Origin of the sequence: Actinoplanes sp. NPDC048988 (genome assembly GCF_043197815.1) — a bacterium.
Lineage (GTDB): Bacteria > Actinomycetota > Actinomycetes > Mycobacteriales > Micromonosporaceae > Actinoplanes.
Genome location: NZ_JBICTW010000008.1, coordinates 293645 through 311919 on the forward strand (window position 1 = coordinate 293645; position 18275 = coordinate 311919).

Sequence of the window (18275 nt, forward strand, 5' to 3'; positions counted from 1 at the left end):
CGGTATGGAGAGAAACGAACGTGTCGCGGAACTGAAGCGTCTGCTCGGCGAGCGGATCCTGGTGCTCGACGGCGCCTGGGGCACGATGCTGCAGGGCGCCGAGCTCAAGCCGGAGGACTACCGGGGCGACATGATCCCGGCGGATCATCCGCAGGACGTGACCGGCGACCCCGACCTGCTGATCCTCACCCGGCCCGACGTGATCCTCGACGTCCACCGGCAGTACCTGGCGGCCGGGGCCGACATCACCACGACCAACACCTTCACCGCGACCAGCATCGCCCAGGCCGACTACGGCCTGGAACATCTGGTCCGCGAGATGAACATCCGCGGCGCCCGGCTGGCCCGGCAGGCGGCCGACGAGGCCGGGGGGATGCGGTTCGTGGCCGGCTCGGTCGGCCCGCTGAACGTCACGCTGTCGCTCTCGCCCAAGGTCGACGACCCGGCGTACCGCGCGGTCACCTTCGATCAGGTCAAGGCGGCGTACGCGGAGCAGATCTCGGCCCTGGCCGAGGGCGGCGTCGACCTGCTGCTGATCGAGACGATCTTCGACACGCTGAACGCCAAGGCGGCCGTCGCGGCCGCCCGCGAGGTCGCGCCCGACCTGCCGCTCTGGATCTCGGTGACGATCGTCGACCTGTCCGGGCGCACGCTCAGCGGCCAGACCGTCGAGGCGTTCTGGCGCTCCATCGAACGGGCCGAGCCGCTGGTCGTGGGCGTGAACTGTTCGCTCGGCGCGACCGAGATGCGCCCGCACGTGACCGACCTGGCCCGCCTCTCGAACGTCTACGTGGCCTCCCACCCGAACGCCGGCCTGCCCAACGCCTTCGGTGGCTACGACGAGAAGCCCGCGGAGACCGCCGCGCTGGTGAAGGGCTTCATCGACGACGGCCTGGTCAACATCGTCGGCGGCTGCTGCGGGACGACTCCCGCCCATATCGGGCAGATCGCGCTGGCGGCCAAGGGCGCGACGCCCCGCGTGATCAACCCGCCGGCCGAGACCACCCGCTTCAGCGGCCTCGAGCCGTTCGCGATCGGCCCCGACACCGGCTTCGTCATGATCGGCGAGCGGACCAACGTCACCGGCTCGGCCAAGTTCCGCCGGCTCATCGAGGCCGACGACTACCAGGGCGCGGTCGACGTGGCCCTCGACCAGGTGCGCGGCGGGGCCAACCTGCTCGACGTGAACATGGACGCCGACCTGCTCGACAGCGAGCAGGCGATGACCACCTTCCTCAACCTGATCGCCACCGAGCCCGAGGTGGCCCGCATCCCGGTCATGATCGACAGCTCCAAGTGGAGCGTGCTCGAGGCCGGCCTCAAGTGCGTGCAGGGCAAGGGCGTGGTCAACTCGATCAGCCTCAAGGAGGGCGAGGAGGCCTTCCTGTCGCAGGCCCGCAGGATCCGTGACTTCGGTGCGGGCGTGGTGGTCATGGCCTTCGACGAACAGGGTCAGGCCGACACCCGTGACCGCAAGGTCGAGATCTGCGGGCGCGCGTACGACCTGCTGGTGAATGTCGCCGGCTTCGCGCCGGACGACATCATCTTCGACCCGAACGTGCTCGCGGTCGCCACGGGCATCTCCGAACACAACGGCTACGCCAAGGCGTTCATCGAGGCCCTGCCGCTGATCAAGCAGCGCTGCCCGGGCGCCCGGACCAGCGGCGGCATCTCCAACCTGTCGTTCTCGTTCCGCGGCAACGACGTGGTCCGCGAGGCCATGCACTCGGCCTTCCTGTTCCACGCGGTCAAGGCCGGCCTCGACATGGGCATCGTCAACGCCGGTCAGCTCGCCGTCTACCAGGACATCCCGGCCGACCTGCTGGAGCTGGTCGAGGACGTGCTCTTCGACCGCCGCCCGGACGCCACCGACCGGCTGGTCACCTTCGCCTCCACGGTCACCGGCAAGGGCAAGCAGCGCGAGGTCGACCTGTCCTGGCGCGAGGCCCCGGTCGCCGAGCGGCTGTCGTACGCCCTGGTCCACGGCATCGTCGACTTCATCGAGGACGACACCGAGGAGGCCCGGCAGCAGTTCGCGCGGCCGCTCGAGGTGATCGAGGGCCCGCTCATGGACGGCATGAAGGTCGTCGGCGACCTGTTCGGCTCGGGCAAGATGTTCCTGCCCCAGGTGGTCAAGAGCGCCCGCGTGATGAAGCGCTCGGTGGCCTACCTCGAGCCGTTCATGGAGGCCGAGAAGGAGCAGGCCCGCCTGGAGGGCCGGGTCGAGACGTCGCGCGGCCAGGGCAAGGTCGTGCTGGCCACGGTCAAGGGCGACGTGCACGACATCGGCAAGAACATCGTCGGCGTCGTGCTCGGCTGCAACAACTACGAGGTGATCGACCTCGGCGTGATGGTGCCGGCCGCCAAGATCCTCGACACCGCGGTGGCCGAGGGCGCCGACGTCGTCGGCCTGTCCGGCCTGATCACCCCGTCGCTCGACGAGATGGTCGCGGTCGGCGCCGAGATGCAGCGCCGCGGCCTCAAACTGCCGCTGCTCATCGGCGGGGCGACGACCTCGAAGCAGCACACGGCCGTCCGCATCGCGCCCGCCTACCAGGCCTCGACCGTGCACGTGCTCGACGCGTCGCGGGTCGTCGGCGTGGTCTCCGACCTGCTCGACCCCGACCGGGCCGAGAAGCTCGACGTGGCCAACCGGGCCGACCAGGAGCGCCTGCGCGAGCAGCACGCCAACCGGCACGCGCAGCCGCTGCTCACCCTGGAGCAGGCCCGGGCCAACCGTGAGCGGGTCGACTTCAGCGACCTGCCGACGCCCACGTTCACCGGGGTACGGGACGTGCAGCCCACGATCGCCCAGCTCCGCGAGATGATCGACTGGCAGTTCCTGTTCCTGGCCTGGGAGCTCAAGGGCAAGTACCCGGCCATTCTGGAGCAGCCGGTCGCCCGCGAGCTGTTCGACGACGCGAACACCCTCCTCGACAAGATCATTTCGGACGGTTCGTTCCAGGCCCGGGGCCGGTACGCGTTCTGGCCGGCACACAGCGACGGCGACGACATCGTGCTCGACAACGGCGTGACGTTCCCGATGCTGCGCCAGCAGACCCAGAAGCCGGCCGGCCGGGCCAACCGCTCGCTGGCCGACTACATCGCCCCGTCGGGCGACCACCTGGGCGGCTTCGCGGTCGCGATCCACGGGGCCGACGACCTGGCGGCCAAGTACGAGGCGGAGAACGACGACTACCGCGCCATCATGGTCAAGGCGCTGGCCGACCGCCTGGCCGAGGCGTTCGCCGAATACCTGCACCTCCAGGTCCGCCGCGAGTGGTTCGAGCCGGACGCCAAGCCGAAGCTGGAAGACCTGCACGCCGAGCGCTTCCGCGGCATCCGGCCGGCGCTGGGCTATCCGGCGAGCCCCGACCACAGCGAGAAGAAGGACCTGTTCAACCTGCTGGGAACGCGGGAGATCGGCGTGGGCCTGACGGAGTCGTACGCGATGACCCCGGCCGCCGCGGTCAGCGGCCTGATCTTCGCCCACCCCGACTCGCGGTACTTCACCGTGGGCCGGCTCGGCAAGGACCAGATCGTCGACTACGCGGCCCGCCGCGGCATGAGCGTCGACGAGGTCGAGCGCTGGCTGCGCCCCAACCTGGCCTACGAGATCGCATGATCGACTCTGTGCTGGAGAAGGCCCGCGAGGGCCTTCTCCGCCTGGATCCGCACCAGACCCGCGCCGCCGTTCTCGACGGCGCTCTGCTGATCGACACCCGGACCGACCGGCAGCGCGCCGAGCAGGGCGACCTGCCCGGCGCGATCGTCATCGACCGGACCGTGATGGAGTGGCGCCTCGACCCGGCGTCGCCGAACCGGATTCCCGAGGCCACCGGCCACGACGTACAGATCATCGTGGTCTGCCGTCAGGGTTACAGCTCGAGCCTGGCCGCGGCCAGCCTGCAGGCGCTGGGCCTGTGGCGGGCGACCGACATGATCGGCGGCTTCGAGGCGTGGGCGGCGGCGGGCCTGCCCCGGTCGGACAAGCCCGCCGACGTACGTTACTGAGGGTAGTCCTTGGTCTCGGTGAAGATGCCGACCACGGTGGCTGCCCGCACGTCGAAGCCCAGGGTCAGGAACCTGCCCGGCTCCAGCTCCACACTCGACGGATTCGCCTGGTCGGAGTGGCCCGAGTCGTAAAGCTGCACATCCTCGTACCCGTCCCAGCCCTTCTCCGGATCTCGCACGAGACGCCCGACCGTGTCGCGGTGCTCCGAGAACCGGGGCTTGAGGTCACCGTACGTCACCAGCACCTCGCCCGTGCTCAACCGCAGAGCGTGATGGGAGGAGGCGGGCATGTCGGTCGGCTGGGCGATGCTCCAGGTGTGCCCGTCGTCGGTCGACTCGGCCAGGTAGGCGTGCCCCACCGTCGTCCGGATCAGCACGATCACCCGGTCGTCGAGCACCGTGAGCGTCGGCTCCTGGAAATGGACGCCATCCGCGGCCGCCAGCAGGATCTCGGACTCGGCGGGCCAGGTCCGCCCGCCGTCGGTGCTGCGCACCACTGTCGCGCGCATCCAGGCCTCGCCGGGCAGACGCCCGTACAGCGGAAAGAGAAGATCGCCGCTGGGCAGCTCGGCCGCCGCGCCGTGCGAGGCCGAGAAGGTCTTGGAGGCCCGCCGCTCCTGTTCCGGCAGAGCCATGGCCGTGCCGACCAGGATCGGCTCACTCCAGGTCTCGCCGTTGTCGGTGCTGCGGTGCACCCAGGTGCCGTGCGTGGTGTGCCACGGCTCGGTCCACTCGATCACGAAGTAGCTGAGCAGCACGGTGCCGTCGCGCAGCACGGCCAGCTTGGGATCGCGGTCGTCGAAGGGCCCGTCCACCGCCGTACGCGGCGCACTCCAGGTCTTGCCGTTGTCATCGCTTTCCGCGAGCCGGATCCGCCCGTCCGCCTTGACGTGCCCGGTGCTCTCCCGCCAGGCCGCCAGCAACCGCCCGTCGGCCAGCCGCACGACATCGGGAAAATGCGGAAGCAGCCCCGGCTCGGCCCGGGCCACAGTGATCTGCGTAGGCAACGCTTCACCCCTCACGCGATGGTCGTCCCTCCCGTCCGACCCTACCGTGATGCCCTCGGCGGGAGTGCCGGCGAACCATCAGGCCGTACTCCAGGTAGCCGCGCAGTGACACAATGAGATGATGGCTGTGGCGAACGTCGATAGAGCAGCATCCGCCGCTTTCGGGCGCCATACCGCTGTCGTCGTACGGCTGTCCTTTGTGGCTCTGGCTTTCGCGGCGCTCATTCTGGGCTACCTGGGCCTCGACCGTTACTTCGTCGAGCAGGGTCTGCCGGGACGGACCTTCCTCAACATCGCCTACTTCGACCTTCAGCTGTTCGTGCTCGGCGCCGACCCGCTGCAGGAAGCCACCGCCCTGCCGCCGACTCTCCAGATCGCCCGCTTCGCCGCGCCTGCCGTGACGCTGTTCGCCCTCGCCGAGGCGGCCCGGCTGCTGCTGTCGGCCGAGTTCGGCCGGCTCCGGGCCCGGAGCGCCCGCGGGCACGCCATCGTCTGCGGCGACTCGACCGCCGCGGCCACCCTGGCCCGTAATCTCGCGACAGCGCAGCGCCGGACGGTGCTCATCCGTACCCTTCCGAGCGGCCCGCTGGCGTCCCGCCGCGACCATCTGCTGAGCGTCACCGGCGATGCCACCGACCCGGACATCCTCCGCGGCGCCGGCGTCGCCCACGCCACTGTCATCTACGCCTGCACGGATGACAGCGCCACGAACGTGGCCATCGCGGCCGCGGCCGGCCGGGTCATCGACAACCAGTCCGGACGGGCGACGGTGTACGCGCAGATTCACGATCCGGAACGGGCCGTCGCCCTGCAGGCCCGGCGCCTGGGAGTCGACGCCGCCCCCAACCTGAGGCTCGACTTCTTCAACCTCGACCAGCTCGCGGTGCAGGTGCTGCTCACGGAGCGGCCGCCGGAGCCGGTCGGCGGGCATGCGCCGAGACTGCTGATCGCCGGCGACGCGCCGTTCGCCCGGGCGCTGCTGGTCTCACTCGCCCGGGGCTGGCGGCTGCGGCGCCCCGGCGGCGACACGCGGATCGCTGTCGACTTCGTCCGGCCCGGCGCGGGCGACACGCTGGCCGCGCTGCGCGGGCGTTACCGGATCCTCGACGACGCCTGCGAGATCACGGCGTACGAGACCGACGTCCCGTCCGTGCTCGCCGGGCGGCCGGAGCTGGTCTACGACGACGCCTATCTCTGCTATCGGGACGAGGAGTACGGCCTGGACCTGGCGCTGACCACGTACGAGTTGTGGCATCGCGTCGCCGGAACGGTGCTGGTGCCGGTCGACCGGCTGGCCGGGCTGACCGACGCGTTCGGCGACGAGCACGGCCGGCGGCTGCTCGACCAGGTCCACGGCAAGATCAAGCTGTTCCCGAAGCACGCCGCCGCCTGCGATCCCGCGCTCATCGCCGAGGACCTCGTGGAGCGCCTGGCCCGCCTGATCCACGAGCGGTACCTGATCGCCTGCCGGGAGCTTCCCGACGAGCCCACCGACCCGGCCGCCCTCGTGGAGTGGGACCGGCTGGACGAGGAGCGCCGCGCCTCCAACCGGTCGCAGGCGGATTCCATCGGCGCCAAGCTCGGCGCCATCGGCTGCACCATCGTGGCCCGCAGCGGCTCCGGCGACTTCGCCCTCACCGAGGACGAGGTGGAGCTGCTGGCGCGGGCCGAGCAGGCGCGCTGGGCCCGGGAGGCGCGGGCGGCCGGCTGGCGCTACGGCCCGGCCCGCGATCCCCGGGCGAAACTGACGCCGTATCTGCTCGACTGGGCCGACCTGCCCGACGAACGCCGGGAGAAGAACCGCGCCGCGGTGCGCGACCTGCCGACCGTGCTGGCCGACGCCGGATTCCAGGTGGTACGCCTCGCCGGCCCTCAGCACGCCCGCACGGCACACCTGGTGTGACGGACGGAGAGGTGATGGGCGAGCGGGCGCTGCGCGTCGGAGTCACCGGCCACATCCGGCTGAGCCGCGAGTCCAGCCGCCCGATCTACCTGGCGCTGCGGAGTTATCTGGCCGGGCAGCTGCGCGTCCATGATCACCTGTACGGCATCACCTGCCTGGCCGACGGGGCCGACAGCCTGTTCGCCCGGGCGGTCAGCGATCTCGACGGCACGCTCGAGGTGATCCTGCCCGGGCCGCCCGGCAACCGGCGCCGCACCCGGCGCCTGCTGAGACGGGCCCACCGGGTCTCGCAGGTCGGCCCCGGCCCGGTGGAGGCCCGCTACGCGGAGGCGAGCGAACGCGTGCTGCATGGTTGCGAGGTCTTGGTTGCGGTCTGGGACGGCACCGACGCCGGCGGACAGGGCGGTACCGCTCACACCGTGGCCCGGGCCCGTGAACTGGGCAAGCAGGTCGAGGTCATCTGGCCCGCACAGGCACGTCGCCTCGGCCCCTAGGTGGGCGGCGGCTCGATGTCGCATTCCAGCCGCCTTCCGGCGAGGGCGGCCCGCGCGTCGGGGTGCTCGTCACCCAGCAGCCCCGCGAGCCGGCCGGCGGCCTCCCGCCGTGACTCTCCCCGATCGAGCGCGAGATTGGCGGCGCAGACCCAGGTCTCCGGGTGCTCCTCACCCCGTACCCGCAGAAAGCGCTCCACCGTCGCCTCGCCCAAGTCGACGGCGTCCTTCTCGAGGTGATGGTGCGCCAGATCGTTGGCCAGCCCGATCGCGGTGATCAGGGTGTGGGGATGGTCCGGTCCCAGGGTCCGCGCGGTCTGCTCGTACGTCAGCTCGTCGATGTTGTACGCCTCCCGCCACTGTCCCAGCGCCCGCAGGACGACGGCCAGGTTCGTCGAGGCGGCGAGCGTCAACGGGTTCCGCGGCCCGAACAGCCGCCGATAGCGATCGAGCGCTTCGGTAGCCAATCGCCGAGCGCCGAGCGCGTCGCCGACGGCCCGCAACGTGTTGGCGTAGGTCATGATCGACGCCAGGGTCAGGTGGTGATCGGGCCCGTACCGGCTCTGGCAGGTCCGATAGTCGTCGGCCGACGTCTGCAGGGCCTCGCCGAACCGTCCCGACTTGCGCAGCCCGACGGCGACCGCCCGCCGGGCCAGGGCGATGTCGCCGGCGTTGCGCCTGCTCATGTGCTGACGTTGCAGGTCGACCGCCGCATCGAACCGGGCCAGCCCGAGCAGGTCCCAGACCTGGTTGCGCACGGCCACACGGGTGCGCTCGTCCTCCGCCCCGATACTTCGGCTCAGCGTGCCGACCAGCTTCTCGTCGAGCTCCAGCGCCGCACCCGGATCGCCCAGCAGTCTCAGGTTGATGGTGAGGTTGCCGACCGCGTCCGTCGTCCGCGTGTCCTGCGGGCCGTGCAGCCGGCGAAGCACCTCGGCCGTGCGGCGATCCTCGTCGAGGGCCTGCCGGTACTCTCCCGCCAGCCTCAGATAGAAAGCGAGGACCCGGGCGGTGGCCAGGGTGTCGGGATGATCGGGGCCGAACTCCCCGCTGGCCCGCAGCACTTTCAGCAGCTCGACGATCATGCCGCGGGACTCGTCGTACGAGCCGAGCGATCGCAACGCATTCGCGAGATGGCGGGTGGCCCGGACGGTGAGCTTGTGCTCCGGGCCCAGCCCGCCGTCGGCCGGATCGGCCCGCCACACCTCGACGGCGGAGCGTCCCAGCTCCGCTGAGGCCTCGAAGTCACCGATCCGTTCCAGATAGCGGATCTGATCGAGGACAGCCGCCCGCGCGGCGATGTCCGCGGAACGCAGGGCGCCGGACGAGATCAGGTGCGGGCCGATCTCACCGTGCTGGGTCCAGGTGCGTGAGTCGTCGGGATCCCGGGGATCGGCGGCGGCCAGGAGGCGATGAACGTCCAGCCGGCGCAGGCCGGCGTCCTTTTCGCTGAGACCGTCCCGCACCATCAGCTGCACCAGCCGATGCATCTGGATCTGTTCGCCGTCGCCGCCCAGCTGGACGAGACCGTACCGGCCCAGATGCTCCGCCTGCTTCCTCAGATCGTCCGTGCGGTACAGCACCCGGCCCAGAGGAAGCGTCACGTCGGCGTCCCGGCCCCGGTGCAACAGGGACAGCGACACCGGGAGCGGTGCCATGAACGCCAGAACCTCCAGCAGCTGAGCCGCCGCGACGGACTCCGCCCGCAGCCGCCCCGCCGCGACACTCACGAACGTGGTCACCGTCGTGGTGCGCGACCCGGGCCGGAGCCCCGCCGCCAGCAACTCCTCCAAGTGCTCGGCGAACAACCTCAGATATTCCCCGAGCGGCATGCCCGTCGCGGCCTGCATCGCACAGACCTGGTCGACGGCGAGCGGGAGGTCGCCGAGCTGACCGGCCAGCATGTCGCAATCGTCGGCGGGGGCGGTGACACCCCACTCGCGCATGAAGGCGATGCTCTCCGGCCGGGAGAAGACGCCCACACTGAACGGGGTACCCGCGGCGGACGCCCAGGCGTAGTTGCGCGATGTGATGATCACCTGGCCACCGACCGCCGGGACGAACGAGGCGAGGTCCGCCGGCTGGTCGGCGTTGTCGTAGATCAACAGCCAGCGCAGCGCGCTCTCCTCGAGCGCGGTGAGCACGTCCCGGACGGTCTGCCGCATGTCGTTGGCCGGAATGATCCCCAACTGGTCGCCGAGGGCGGCCAGAGCCGCGATCGCCTGCGACGGCTGCTCGGCGGGCACCCACCAGAGCACGTCGTACTCGGCCGCCCACCGGGCGACGTACTGCAGCGCGAGCTGCGTCTTACCCACACCGCCGAGCCCCACCAGCGACATCGGCATCCGGGCGGGACCGGTGAGCACCGCCCTCATCTGCGTGAGCAGTTCCTGCCGGCCGGTGAAGTGAGGGGCCGGGCCGGGCACGTTGTTCACCACCGCGCCGGAGGCGACCGGCGGAACGGCCGGCGGCGCCGGCCGGTGCGAGGCGACGAAGTCGTTCCGTACGCGGGCCGGCAGGTCCGGGGCCGGGCCGTCGTCCGCCGCCAGCCAGAGCTGATGGAAGCGCCGGATCTCCTGATCGGCGTCGTGCCCGGTCACCGACCAGTCGGCGAGTTGCCGGACGACACACTCGACTTTGACCCATTTCGGCAGGCCGCTGCCGCGCAACATGGCGCCGATCGTCTCGTGGCTGACGGTGTCCGGCATATCGCCCCGGTCCCGGATCGCCGCGCTGATCCGGCGTGCGCCCGGCTTCCCGGCGGCGCGGTGGAGCTCGTGCAGGCCGCGGAGAAGATCACCCAACGGGCCGTCGCCGACGATGCCCGGCTTAGGTGCCCTCGCCACCATCAGACTCCCGTTCGTCAGCACCGGATGCCAAGAACTGTCAAGTTGCGCCAGCTTCTCCGAAGTCCATTGGAAGGCCAGATGCCAATAGTCGTCAACTTGTGCGGGGAGATGACAGAACCGGGCGCCGCGCGGGCCCGGTAAACGACAATAAAGGCCTCGCCGTGAAGTGCGAGAACAAGCCTGTTCCTCCTGAGAAGGAGTTTTAGATGATCGCTCCCGGCACACCGCTGAGGACACGTGAATCACTCACGCGCGAATTCATGTCGCTCGGTGTCCGGGCCGGCGACGTCCTGCTGGTGCACAGCTCGCTGCGGGCCGTCGGCTGGGTGTGCGGCGGCGCCACGGCTGTGGTTCAGGCCCTGCTCGACGCCGTCGGTCCAGGTGGGACGGTCGTCGTGCCGGCGCAGACGCCCGGCCACCGTGACCCCGCGCGCTGGTCGCACGAAGCGGTCCCGTCCGAGTGGTGGGACACGATCCGTGATCACCTTCCCGCTTTCGAGCCGCTTCTGACGCCCAGCGCCACCATGGGCGTCATTGCCGAGCGCGTCCGGACATGGCCGGGCGCCTGCCGGAGCGGGCACCCGCTGACCTCGTTCGCCGCCGTCGGATCGGCTGCGGAGGAGCTGATGGCCGGGCACGAGCTCGAATCGATGCTCGGCGACGGCTCGCCTCTGGGGGCGCTGGAGCGCGCCGGCGCGAAGGCGCTGCTCCTCGGCGTCGGTTACGAGAAATGCACCGCATTCCACCTCGCGGAGTCGCGCCGGGAACACCCTTCCGTCGTGGAACTGACGGCCGTCATGCGCACCGGAAACGGACGGGAGTGGGTACGATACGAAACGATCGGGCTCGATGATCACGATTTCGGTGATCTGGGAGTCGCGTACGAGGCCGCGTACCATAAGAACGACTCTCTACGCCGAGGGATGGTCGGCGCAGCGACGAGTCGCCTTTTCCCCATTCGCGAAGCGGTGCGTTTCGCGGAAAGCTGGTTGACCGACCGGCGACCCGTGTTCCCGAATCCCCGTCCAGGCACGGGCGACGAAAGCGAGAAGCGATGACGCCACCTTCCGCCCACTCCATCGAGACCCGGCTCGTCCGCGTGGCTGACATGCCGCTCGACGAACTCCTGGCCTTGAGGAAGCGCGGTGACACCGCCCTGGATCACTGCCTGCGCCGGGTGCTGGAGCGCGCCTCGTCCGGAGAGCAGGACAGTGTGGCCGCCTTCAACTCGGCGCCCCTGCGGCGCTCCTGAACCCATGGTCGCCGTCGACCTGGGGCCACCGCGCCGGACGGCCGGCGACGCGGCGCCGGCCATGGAGCCGTTCCAGCAGTTCATCGTCAAGGTCCACAGCCGGTGCAACCTGTCGTGCGACTACTGCTACGTCTATCACCACGTCGATCAGAGCTGGCGTGACCGTCCAACGGTGATGAGCGCGCAAACCATCGAGGCGCTCGCCGACCGGATCGGGCAGCATGCGGCCACCCACGCTCTGCGAAAGCTCTTCGTCCTGCTCCACGGTGGGGAGCCTCTGCTCGCCGGGCCGGCCGTCATCGAGCACGTCATCACATCGGTTCGCGCCCGCGTGCCCGCCGCGACCGAGGTCGACGTTTCGGTGCAGACCAACGGCACCCTCGTCAACGACGAGTTCCTCGGCGTCTTCGACCGGCACCGGGTCGCCGTGGGCGTCAGCATGGACGGCGGCCGGGAGGCGCACGATCGGCATCGGCGCTACGCCGACGGGCGCCCCAGCTTCGACCTCGTGAAGCTGGGCTTGGACCGGCTGAAGACGCACGGCGACATCTGGACCGGGCTGCTTCTGACCATCGACTTGGCGAACGACCCGGTCCGGACGTACGAGGATCTGGTGGCTCTCCGCCCACCGAGCATCGACCTCCTGCTTCCGCTGGCCAACTGGGTGCACCCGCCGCCGCACCACGACCCGGCGTCGACGCGGTACGCGACATGGCTCATTCGTGTCTTCGACCGATGGTTCGACGCCCCGGTCCGCGAGACCGGCGTCCGGCTCTTCGAGTCGATCATCATGCTGATCCTCGGTGGCGCCAGCGACACCGAGGCGATCGGACTGGACGGCCCCCGCGCCATCACCATCGAGACCGATGGGAGCCTGGAGGTGACCGACGCGCTCAAGACCACCGCTCCCGGCCTGGGCGCCCTGGGGATGTCGATACACGACCATTCACTCGACGAGGCCGCCGGCCACCCGGCCGTACGAGCCACCGGGCGAGGACTCGCGACACTGGGCACCGGCTGTCAGATCTGCCCGGTGGTGACGACTTGTGGAGGCGGCCAGTATTCGCACCGTTTCGGCGCCGACGGCGGTTTCGCTCAACCGTCCGTCTACTGTCGGGACTTGTATCGGCTGATCGCTCACATCCGGGGCCGCGTGGCCGACGCGCTCGAAGCGCGCGGAAGGCAGCACTGAATGCGCCGATACGTCCTCACCGGCCCGCAGTTCCGCAGCCTGGCCGAGGGCGGCGGCTCACCGGACGCCATAGCCCTGCTGACCGAGGCGCAGCTCTCCGCGCGCCGCCTGCGCCTGCTCGCCGTGGCCGAAAGGTGGGACTCCCTTCCGGTCACGCTCCGAGACGCGCTCCATCTCGTGATGGAGACCGAAAAGGTGTCGCCCGCAGCCGGACTCGAGCTTCTGCGATACCCGTTTCTGCGCGCCTGGTTCGGGTCGGTGGTGCCCGTCCTCGGCGGCCGGGCGGCGGAGCAACTCGGGTCGCTGGCCGCCGCCACCGCTGTCTGCGCCGGTGTCCCTTTCGAGCTCACCATCGACTGCTCCGGAGCGGATCTGCACCTGCCGCGGGTCGGTACGGCCACCGACGTAGGACCCGCCTCGGTGCCGGTCCGGTTCGACGGCACCACGCTGACCGTGGGGAGCGCGCTCAAGCTGCCGGTGCCCGCGGACGAGTCGCGCCCCGGATGGCGTCCCGTCCACCACGTCCGTCTCGCCGGCCACTCGCTGGAGATCATCGACGGGGACGCGCTGCGAGACCGTTTCCCCGTGGCTCCCCTCGACCCCCTGCCCTCCGCCGCCCTGGACCGGCTGGACCACCTGGTACGCGAAGCCTGGCAGCTGCTGGAGGACGAACAACCGGCGCACGCCGCGGGAATGCGTATCGCTCTGCGCGCCCTGGTGCCGCTGCGGACGCCGGAGGACGCCGCCCAGGTGAGCGCCTCGGTCCGTGGCTGCTTCGGCGCGATCGGGATGTCGATACCGGACGATCCGATGACCCTCGCGGAACTGCTGGTGCACGAGTTCCAGCACGAGAAGCTCGGCGCCCTGCTCGATCTGACGGATCTGAGCCCCGGCGACGGCTCTGCCCGCTATCACGCTCCGTGGCGACCGGACCCGAGACCGGCCCACGCGCTTGTGCAGGGCGTCTACGCCTTCACCGGCGTAGCCGGCTTCTGGCGAGCCTGCCGATCGCGTACGGACGATGCCGGCACCCGTTACTTCACCTGGCGCGACCACGTCGGCTACGCCCTCGGCCAACTGCTCGACGGGGGTGAACTCAGCTCGGAGGGCGATCGGTTCTTTCGTGGTCTCGACGGCACGCTCGCCACCTGGCGGAGTGAGGAGGCGACGCCATCGGCGATCCGGCTCAGCACCATCGCGACGCAGGTGTCGTGGCGCCTGGCCCACTACCGTCCGCGGGACGCCGACGTCGACGCCCTCGTGCGCGCCTGGTCCGCGGCGCGGACCAGGCCCGCCTACGGGCCGCCCGTGGTTGGCGCGGGGATGCCGCCGGCCGAGTTGGCCGGCCTGTTGGAGCGCCGGGCCGCGGGAGACGGCACAGGGTACGCGGACGCGACCGAAGCCGAACGGGCGATCCTCCGCGGCGAGTCCGCGGTCGCCCTCCGTCTCCTGCCGTCGCCGGTCGGCGACCGGGAGTGGGCCGCGGCGGCCGTCGCACTGTGCACGCCGACGGGCGACCGGGCAATCGCCGGCCGGCGGCCGGACCTGTTGAGGGCCGTCTTCGAGCGGCTCGACGCCGAGCCACGGCGACCCGGCCTGTCGACCCTCCATCGATGGCTGAGCGACGAGCCCTAGCCCAAGCCGTGTCTCAGCGCCTCGGCCATCGCGTCGCGGCGGCGCAGGGCCGCTCGCCAGCCGACCACCTCGGCCTCGGTGGTGTCGCCGGTGCTGGAGGTCGCCCGGACTATCCAGGGCCGGCGGAACAGCACCCGGGTCACCACCGAGGCGGCCAGCAGGATCAGAATGATCAGCGCGTCCAGGACGATCAGCAGCAGTGGGAGCAGCACCCACCAGAACAGCACCGCGGCCAGCACGAAGGCGAAGAAGACGATCGCGATGATGACGAACTCGTCGTTGAAGTTGCCGCCGCTGCTGCCGACCTCGCTGCTCACCTCGGCACCGCCGCTGACCACGTCGCCGGGGCCGACGTCCTTGCGGCGCTTGGCCCGCCACCCGCCGAACCGCCGGGCCATCACCCGCCACCGCGGCTCCCACACCACTCGTACATCCCACCGCGTCCCGCCGGGCGCGGAGACCTCCACTGTTCGCACGGGCACAGCCTCTGGTATCGATCAAGATGAATGTCGAGTAGGGTCGGCCCCGTAGGTCTCACGGGGAGGTACGCCGGATGTCACTGCCCGCGCTGCCGATGCCGGCCGAGGACGAACGGCCCTTCGATCCGCCGCCCGAGTACACCGAGCTGCGCGCCGGCCGGCGAATGGTCCGGGTGGCCTGCCCGACCGGTCTCGACGCCTGGCTGGTCTCCGACTACGCCGGGGTGCGGGAAGTCCTCGGCGACGGCCGCCGGTTCTCGACCCGGCCCGGGCTGGCCGCGCACGTGCTCGCCTCCTACGCGGAGGACGGCCCGATCGACAACTTCACCCGCATGGACGGGCCCGAGCACGTCCGGATCCGGCGCAACTTCGCCCCGCAGGTGACACACGCCCGCCGGCTGGCCGAGCTGCGCCCGATGGTCGAGCGGATCACTGACGAGGCGATCACCCGCATGCTCGCCTCACCCCAGCCGTACCCGTTGCACAGTCAGTTCTCCACGGCCGTCACCACCGCGGTGATCGCCGAGCTGATCGGTGTGCCGCCCGAGCAGCGCCACCTGTTGCACGAGGCCGCGACGGCCCTGTTCGACACCTCGACCAAGGCCGACGAGCTCCGGGAGGCGCTGACCCCGCTCTACACGTACCTGTACGAGGCGGTCGCGACCCGGCGCGCCCAGCCCGGCGACGACGTGCTCAGCCGCATGATCGAGCACAGTGCCGACAGCGACCGCCCGCTGACCGACACCGAACTCACCGAGATGAACGCGGCCCTGCTGATCGCCGGCTTCGACACGACCGCATCCATGATCACGTACGGCCTGGTCGCCCTCCTGAACATCCCCGGCGAGTGGGACAAGCTGGTGGCGGACCCGTCGACGGCGGCGTCGGCCACCGAGGAACTGGTGCGCTACCTGTCGGTCGGCGCGGGCCTGCTGCGCCAGGCCACCGAGGACACGGTCCTGAACGGCCAGCGGCTCAAGGCCGGCGACTACGTGGTGGTGGCCGTCCAGGCCGCCAACCGTGACCCGGCCCTGCACCCCGACGGCGACGACTTCGACATCACCCGCAAACCGGGCGCCCACCTGGGGTTCGGCCACGGCGCCCACGCCTGCGTGGGCCAGCAGATAGCCCGCATGGAACTGACCACGGTCCTGCGGGCCTTGGCCACCCGGGTCCCGGCGCTGCGCGTGGCGGTCCCGCTGAACGAGATCAATTGGAAGAAGGACTCGGTGGTACGGGGCCCGGCCGAACTCCCGGTGGCGTGGACATGAGGGTGGCCGTGGACCGCGATCACTGCATAGGCGCGGGCAGTTGCGCGATGACCGCCCCCACGGTCTTCGACCAGGACGCCGAGGAGGCGCTGGTCATCCTCCTGACCGACTCCCCACCCGACTCCGACCAGGACGCCGTCCGGCAGGCGGTAGACCGGTGCCCGGCCGCCGTGATCCGCCTCCTGCCTACGAAATAGGGCCGTTCCATCTGGACGCTGTCGAGCCGGGCCGGGGCGCTCGCGGCCACCCTCGTGCGGTCACTCGAAGAACTTCAGGCTGAAGCCGGTGTCCGTGGCCGGGCCGGGGACGTTCGCGCGTGCGTACGTGGTGGTGCCCCACCAGACGAACGTGCCGGTGTACCAGTAGCGGTTCTCCCAGGTGTACGGCGTGCCCTTGGCGACCGCGTGGTAGGCGAACGGGAAGCGGGGGCCGGCCGGTGGGCTCGTGGCGATGTCGCCGTTCAGGAGGACGAACGTGTGGTGGCCGGGGCCGTCGACGGACAGCGTCGGGTCCCAGCCGGGCATCATCGTGGCGCGGTTCGAGCCGAACAGGCAGCCGTTCGACTTGTACCAGTCCCAGACGTACGTGGGGTCGCCGCCGGCGCGCAGGCGCAGGTCGGCCAGGCAGTACTGGTCGCTCCAGCTGCCGTTCGCCGAGTAGACGATGTGCAGTCGCCCGTCGGGGTCGCGGATCGGTTCCGGGGCCTCGTTGATGAACGGGTTGCCGACGACGCGCTCCCAGCTCTCACGCGGCTGCGAAACGACGTAGCGGGGGCCGGTGGCCGCGTACGGGCTGCTCATCTTCGCCAGGTAGATGTTCTGCTCGAGGTTCGTGTCGCCGGCCCAGCCGGACCAGACGAACCAGCGCTGCCCGTTGAAGACGAACATGCTGCCGTCGATGGCCCACTTGTCGTCCGGCAACGCCACCTGGGTCTCGGCGCCGTAGCCCGTGGCGGCGGACGCCGAGCTGATGACGTACATCCGATGGGCCGCAGCGCGCCCCGCCGAGAAGTGGATGTAGTAGCGGCCGCCGTCCAGCACGATCTCCGGCGCCCACACCTCGCCGAGGTTGCGCGTGTCGCTCCAAACCGTGCGCGCCGGTGCGGTGGCTACTGCCTCCGGCGACGATCCTTGGCGTACGGCGATGCCGGCTCCCGTCGACTGCACGCCGATGTAGGTCGCGCCGACCCGGATGACGCTCGGGTCGGCGGCGCGCAGTGACGTCCGGGCGGCCGCGGCCGGCGCCGCCAAGCCGGCCAGAACCGCTGCCAAGACGAGGAGAACCAGGCGAGCCCGCATGGCTCGACGATCCGAGCCATAGCGATGTCTGTCAATGAATTAGCCGCGGTCGGCCCACGTGTCCAGCTCGAGCTGGTGCAAAAGGGAAGGCGCGAAGATGCCGGCGATCGACAGGAGCGAGACGATCACGAAGGCCGTACGGAGAACGACCGTCTCGACCTTGCCGCCGACCTTGACCGCCATGCTGTTGGGGACGCCGACCATCCGCCACAGCTTGCGGCCGGTCGGTATCGGCCACAGGATCGGCACGCCGGCCGACGTGATGATGTCGCCCAGTAGGTGGACGACGCAGCCGACCGCCACCGCGAACCCCAGTAACGGATAGCCGCGGTCGCCCGGCAGGTGGGCCGCGGTGAACCAGGCGATCGCGGCCGAGCACAGGGTCACGATGACCCAGCCGGCGCGTTCGGCCCACTCGTCGAACAGGCCGCGCAGCGCCAGGCCGGCCATGAAGAACACGATGCCGACCACCGCCCACTTGCCGTAGTGGGTGGCCAGCGCCGTCGTGCCCCAGCCGACCAGGGCCGCGAACGGCAGCGTGTGGGTGAACGTGCGGTGCCCGTTGTTGCGGCGCGGGTCCTTGCTGAGCCGGGTGGCGGTGTAGACCCCGAGCGACACCTTCTCGATCACCTCGGCCGCGAACAGCGAGAACACGCCGAACGTCCGCGCGACCGTGGCGCCACCCTGGTTACGGGTGACCTTGCCGGACAGGTCGAGGTCGGGCAGCAGTGCTCCGCCCGCGCAGACGAGCGTGCCGACGCCCACGGCCAGCGGTGACTGCTCGTACCCGGCGTATTGGCTGAGTGCCCAACTGCCGGCGAGCCAGGCGGCCGCGCCCGAAAGGGCGTGCGACGGACCCATCATGTTGTGTTGTCCCTCCCCAC

General features: G+C 70.6%; 15 protein-coding genes. 10 read left to right on the forward strand and 5 right to left on the reverse strand.

Annotated elements, in window-relative coordinates:
- The first annotated feature begins 4 nt into the window (after nt 1–4).
- Together metH and ACGFJ7_RS25975 are read left to right on the forward strand one after the other, a co-directional pair.
- Complete coding sequence (gene metH / locus ACGFJ7_RS25970; RefSeq protein WP_360259683.1) at nt 5–3625, forward strand: methionine synthase; 3621 nt, start codon at nt 5–7, stop codon at nt 3623–3625.
- The gene (locus ACGFJ7_RS25975) at nt 3622–4014 is read left to right on the forward strand and encodes a rhodanese-like domain-containing protein (protein ID WP_360259686.1); all 393 of its coding nucleotides are present in this window, start codon (nt 3622–3624) and stop codon (nt 4012–4014) included. Before metH ends, ACGFJ7_RS25975 begins: the two co-directional genes overlap by 4 nt.
- Here ACGFJ7_RS25975 and ACGFJ7_RS25980 read toward each other — a convergent pair.
- On the reverse strand, nt 4008–5021 hold the full coding sequence (locus ACGFJ7_RS25980; RefSeq protein ID WP_392644224.1) for a sialidase family protein: 1014 nt from the start codon (nt 5019–5021) through the stop codon (nt 4008–4010). The two genes, ACGFJ7_RS25975 and ACGFJ7_RS25980, sit on opposite strands and share 7 nt — an antisense overlap.
- Before the next feature lie 199 nt (nt 5022–5220).
- Between ACGFJ7_RS25980 and ACGFJ7_RS25985 the strand changes: the two genes are divergently transcribed.
- Nucleotides 5221–6924 (forward strand): NAD-binding protein, encoded by a 1704-nt coding sequence (locus ACGFJ7_RS25985; RefSeq protein ID WP_360259691.1) that lies wholly within the window; start codon nt 5221–5223, stop codon nt 6922–6924.
- Nucleotides 6925–6938: 14 nt separating this feature from the next.
- Entirely contained in the window at nt 6939–7418 is a 480-nt protein-coding gene (locus ACGFJ7_RS25990; RefSeq protein WP_392644226.1) for a hypothetical protein, read from the forward strand.
- On the opposite strand, the gene fxsT is transcribed toward ACGFJ7_RS25990, so the two are convergent.
- Entirely contained in the window at nt 7415–10261 is a 2847-nt protein-coding gene (fxsT, locus tag ACGFJ7_RS25995; RefSeq protein ID WP_392644228.1) for an FxSxx-COOH system tetratricopeptide repeat protein, read from the reverse strand. The genes ACGFJ7_RS25990 and fxsT overlap by 4 nt on opposite strands.
- A gap of 209 nt (nt 10262–10470) precedes the next feature.
- Here fxsT and ACGFJ7_RS26000 point away from each other — a divergent pair, with 209 nt between their 5' ends.
- From ACGFJ7_RS26000 to ACGFJ7_RS26015, 4 genes are read left to right on the forward strand one after another with little or no spacing between them, the layout of a single operon-like run.
- The gene (locus tag ACGFJ7_RS26000) at nt 10471–11322 is read left to right on the forward strand and encodes an aminoglycoside N(3)-acetyltransferase (RefSeq protein WP_392644230.1); all 852 of its coding nucleotides are present in this window, start codon (nt 10471–10473) and stop codon (nt 11320–11322) included.
- Nucleotides 11319–11516 (forward strand): FXSXX-COOH protein, encoded by a 198-nt coding sequence (locus ACGFJ7_RS26005; protein ID WP_360259700.1) that lies wholly within the window; start codon nt 11319–11321, stop codon nt 11514–11516. The genes ACGFJ7_RS26000 and ACGFJ7_RS26005 overlap by 4 nt, the downstream gene beginning before the upstream one ends.
- 4 nt (nt 11517–11520) lie before the next feature.
- Nucleotides 11521–12708: an FxsB family cyclophane-forming radical SAM/SPASM peptide maturase gene (locus tag ACGFJ7_RS26010; RefSeq protein ID WP_392644232.1), complete on the forward strand. Its 1188-nt coding sequence runs from the start codon at nt 11521–11523 to the stop codon at nt 12706–12708.
- Nucleotides 12709–14343 carry an aKG-HExxH-type peptide beta-hydroxylase gene (locus ACGFJ7_RS26015; protein WP_360259704.1) on the forward strand — a complete coding sequence of 545 codons (1635 nt, stop codon included), beginning with the start codon at nt 12709–12711 and terminating at the stop codon, nt 14341–14343.
- Here ACGFJ7_RS26015 and ACGFJ7_RS26020 read toward each other — a convergent pair.
- On the reverse strand, nt 14340–14819 hold the full coding sequence (locus ACGFJ7_RS26020) for a hypothetical protein (protein ID WP_392644234.1): 480 nt from the start codon (nt 14817–14819) through the stop codon (nt 14340–14342). The two genes, ACGFJ7_RS26015 and ACGFJ7_RS26020, sit on opposite strands and share 4 nt — an antisense overlap.
- A gap of 77 nt (nt 14820–14896) precedes the next feature.
- On the opposite strand from ACGFJ7_RS26020, the gene ACGFJ7_RS26025 reads away from it, so the two are divergent.
- Entirely contained in the window at nt 14897–16093 is a 1197-nt protein-coding gene (locus ACGFJ7_RS26025) for a cytochrome P450 (protein WP_392644236.1), read from the forward strand.
- On the forward strand, nt 16090–16290 hold the full coding sequence (locus ACGFJ7_RS26030; RefSeq protein WP_392644238.1) for a ferredoxin: 201 nt from the start codon (nt 16090–16092) through the stop codon (nt 16288–16290). Before ACGFJ7_RS26025 ends, ACGFJ7_RS26030 begins: the two co-directional genes overlap by 4 nt.
- A 60-nt stretch (nt 16291–16350) precedes the next feature.
- Here the strand turns inward: ACGFJ7_RS26030 and ACGFJ7_RS26035 are convergent, their stop codons facing one another.
- Nucleotides 16351–17391, reverse strand: a complete 1041-nt coding sequence (locus ACGFJ7_RS26035) for a glycoside hydrolase family 43 protein (protein WP_392644240.1) — start codon at nt 17389–17391, stop codon at nt 16351–16353.
- 39 nt (nt 17392–17430) lie between these two features.
- On the reverse strand, nt 17431–18255 hold the full coding sequence (locus ACGFJ7_RS26040) for a metal-dependent hydrolase (RefSeq protein ID WP_360259716.1): 825 nt from the start codon (nt 18253–18255) through the stop codon (nt 17431–17433).
- Nucleotides 18256–18275: the final 20 nt, after the last annotated feature.

Bases quoted from the DNA above. Each gene is read 5' to 3' on its own strand.
- metH (WP_360259683.1), top strand. From the start codon at position 5: ATGGAGAGAAACGAACGTGTCGCGGAACTGAAGCGTCTGCTCGGCGAG.
- ACGFJ7_RS25975 (WP_360259686.1), top strand. From the start codon at position 3,622: ATGATCGACTCTGTGCTGGAGAAGGCCCGCGAGGGCCTTCTCCGCCTG.
- ACGFJ7_RS25990 (WP_392644226.1), top strand. From the start codon at position 6,939: ATGGGCGAGCGGGCGCTGCGCGTCGGAGTCACCGGCCACATCCGGCTG.
- ACGFJ7_RS26000 (WP_392644230.1), top strand. From the start codon at position 10,471: ATGATCGCTCCCGGCACACCGCTGAGGACACGTGAATCACTCACGCGC.
- ACGFJ7_RS26005 (WP_360259700.1), top strand. From the start codon at position 11,319: ATGACGCCACCTTCCGCCCACTCCATCGAGACCCGGCTCGTCCGCGTG.
- ACGFJ7_RS26010 (WP_392644232.1), top strand. From the start codon at position 11,521: ATGGTCGCCGTCGACCTGGGGCCACCGCGCCGGACGGCCGGCGACGCG.
- ACGFJ7_RS26015 (WP_360259704.1), top strand. From the start codon at position 12,709: ATGCGCCGATACGTCCTCACCGGCCCGCAGTTCCGCAGCCTGGCCGAG.
- ACGFJ7_RS26025 (WP_392644236.1), top strand. From the start codon at position 14,897: ATGTCACTGCCCGCGCTGCCGATGCCGGCCGAGGACGAACGGCCCTTC.
- ACGFJ7_RS26030 (WP_392644238.1), top strand. From the start codon at position 16,090: ATGAGGGTGGCCGTGGACCGCGATCACTGCATAGGCGCGGGCAGTTGC.
- ACGFJ7_RS26035 (WP_392644240.1), bottom strand. From the start codon at position 17,391: ATGCGGGCTCGCCTGGTTCTCCTCGTCTTGGCAGCGGTTCTGGCCGGC.
- ACGFJ7_RS26040 (WP_360259716.1), bottom strand. From the start codon at position 18,255: ATGATGGGTCCGTCGCACGCCCTTTCGGGCGCGGCCGCCTGGCTCGCC.